Source organism: Candidatus Acetothermia bacterium (assembly GCA_024653305.1).
GTDB lineage: Bacteria > Bipolaricaulota > Bipolaricaulia > Bipolaricaulales > Bipolaricaulaceae > JACIWI01.
The window spans coordinates 1-2,537 of the sequence record JANLFW010000045.1; the positions used below are offsets into that span (position 1 = coordinate 1).

3 protein-coding genes are annotated in these 2,537 nt (G+C 63.7%); all 3 read right to left on the minus strand.

Annotation, left to right across the window (positions count from 1 at the left end; genetic code table 11):
• On the minus strand, window positions 1-877 hold an 877-nt coding region (locus NUV94_08075), incomplete at its 3' end, for an ABC transporter permease (protein MCR4392693.1).
• Complete coding sequence (locus NUV94_08080; GenBank protein MCR4392694.1) at window positions 874-1,902, minus strand: ABC transporter permease; 1,029 nt, start codon at window positions 1,900-1,902, stop codon at window positions 874-876. The genes NUV94_08080 and NUV94_08075, both read right to left, overlap by 4 nt.
• 79 nt (window positions 1,903-1,981) lie before the next feature.
• Window positions 1,982-2,537, minus strand: a 556-nt coding sequence (locus NUV94_08085) for a hypothetical protein (protein ID MCR4392695.1), incomplete at its 5' end; no start/stop codon positions are given.

The following is a 2,537-nucleotide window of genomic DNA, read 5'->3' on the forward strand; positions in this document are numbered from 1 at the left end:
GGTTCCACGCGAGCACGAACAGAAGCATGGCAAGGCTGGGGTAGAGGACGATCCACCAGTACTCGTTGAGTCGCGGGAGCCAGTTGCGGGCAAACGAGAGCATCTGCCCCCAGTCCGCGTACCCCACCTCCGCCCCGAGGCCGAGGAAGCTCAGGGCAGAGAACGAGATCACGTACGAGCCGATGTCCATCGAGGCCACCACCAGCGTGGGGTAGATCGCGTTGGGCAGGATGTGCCGAAAGAGGATCTGGAGGTGCCCAGCCCCGGCGGCGCGTGCCGCGAGCACGTAGTCCCGCTCCTTTACCGAGAGGATGTCCCCCCGGATGAGCCGGGCATAGCTCATCCACCCGAACACGATCAACGCGATCATGGCGGTGAAGAGGCCGCGGCCGATCATGGGTTGCAACACCGCGGCCATGGTCATCGCCGCCACCAAAAATGGGAACGCCATGAAGATGTCCGTGACCCGCATGATGATCTCGTCCACCCACCGGCCGAAATAGGCCGCGAAGGAACCGACGATGAGCCCGATCATGACGCAAGCGCCGGTGATGTACAGGCCTACCTGGAATGCGGTCCGCGTCCCCCACACGACCCCATAGTAGATGTCGTACTGGCCCTCGGTGGTCCCGAACGGGCGGACCTGGGATAGCGGGGCCTGCCCGGTCACGACCAGCCAGATCCCGGTGAAGGGGTTGGCGACGCCGGGGGGCTTGGGGGTGGGGCTAAACCCGAATTGGGCGATGCGGTACGGCTCGCGGGGACGCGGCGGGGGGGCCAGCCACGGCGCGGCGATCGCCACCCCGATGAAGAACAGGAGCAAGAGAAGCCCTGTGAGGGATAGGGGGTTTTTCAGCAGGCGGTTGATGGTTTTCATTCCAGCCTTATCCGCGGGTCAATGACCGCGTACAGGACGTCCACCGCGAGGTTCCCGAAGACGAGGAGGGCCGCGTTGAACAGGGCGAACCCGAGCACGCCCAGGATGTCGAGCTGGGTTGCAGCGGTGGCCGCCCAGCGCCCCAGCCCCGGGTAGTTGAACACCGTCTCCGTGATCACCACCCCGTTGAGGAGCCCAATCAACAGGAGCCCGCCCATCGTCGCCACGGGGATCATCGCGTTACGGGCAGCGTGCTTGTACACGACCACCCGCTCCGCAAGCCCCTTGGCGCGGGCCGTGACCACATACTCCTGACGCAGGATCTCGAGCATCGAGGACCGGGTCACCCTGAGGAGGAGCGCCCACTGGATGTAAGAGAGCGTGATCACCGGCATCACGAGGTGCCGCAGGGCGTCGCCGAACACGTCCAGCCGTCCGTTGAGGACCGCGTCCAGCGTGTATAGGCCCGTGTGCTGGGTGAACGTGCCGTCGATGACCTCTCGTATCACCCAGTCCGAGATCCGCCCGGGCGGGAACCACCGCAGCATGGCGTAGAACACCATGAGGAGCAAAAGGCCATAGACAAACGAGGGGAACGACCACCCGACCAGGGCGAACACCCGGGTAGTGTGATCAAGCACCCGGTTGTGGTGGAGGGCCGAGAGGATCCCCAGCCAGATCCCGATGAAGATCACCGGGATCATCGCCCACAGGGCCAGCTCCAGCGTGGCCGGGAAGTAGTGCCCAAGGGCCTGAAGCACCGGGCGCTGGGCGGTCTTCGACCATCCGAAGTTGCCGCGCACGATCTGGTTGATCCACCGCCAGTATTGGATGTGGAACGGGTCGTCGAGGCCGTACTTCTCGATGATCCGCTGCAAGGCGTCCGGGCTCTTGGGGACGTCCCGCACGTACAGGCTTGCCCGCATGACCGGGTCGAGGAACGAGAACACGCCGAACACGAACACAGTAACGCCGAACAGGATGATCGGCAGGATCAGGAGCCGCCGCACAATGAAGGCCAGCATTGGCTGGCCGTTTGTACCCTAGGGCGAAGAAAAAGTCAAGGGCCGGGAGACCCCGGCCCTTGCTTCCCTTCGCGTGACTCTAATAGACGCCGTAATGGAGCGTCGCTCGTTCTGGGCATGCGATTCCAGTGACCTTGAACTTCTTCCCTACAAAGGTCACGGTGTCGCTGAAGGGTTTCAGCGTGTAGGTTACCCCGTCGATCGTGATCTCCGCCACGTCCGGACCAGCGTTGTAGGCCCAGAACGTTGCGTCTACGGCTTTGTCCACCTTAACGATGTCCCTCGGTGTCGCATCGAGCTCGGCCGTGCTCACCGGCGCCTTCCACAGAGCGTAGAAGTACTCGCCGGGGTAGGCCGGGTTGTGGTACCAGCCCATCACCCAAGGCTGCTCGTAGTGCCGCACGAGGAGCTGGAGGTGGGCGACGTTGATGGCGTAGTCCACCGCCAGGCGGTTGAGCTCGAAGTAGAGGAGCTCGGCCTTCTCGAGGTCGCGCTCCTTCTTCGCGAGGTCCACCAGCTCGTCGAACAGGTCCTGGAGGGTAGCATACGTCCTGGCCTTGAAGGTTAGCGGAGGTACCACCGGCCCAGGTTTCTTCGGAGACACCGTGATGACAGGGTTCGTGTCTTCTAGGGAG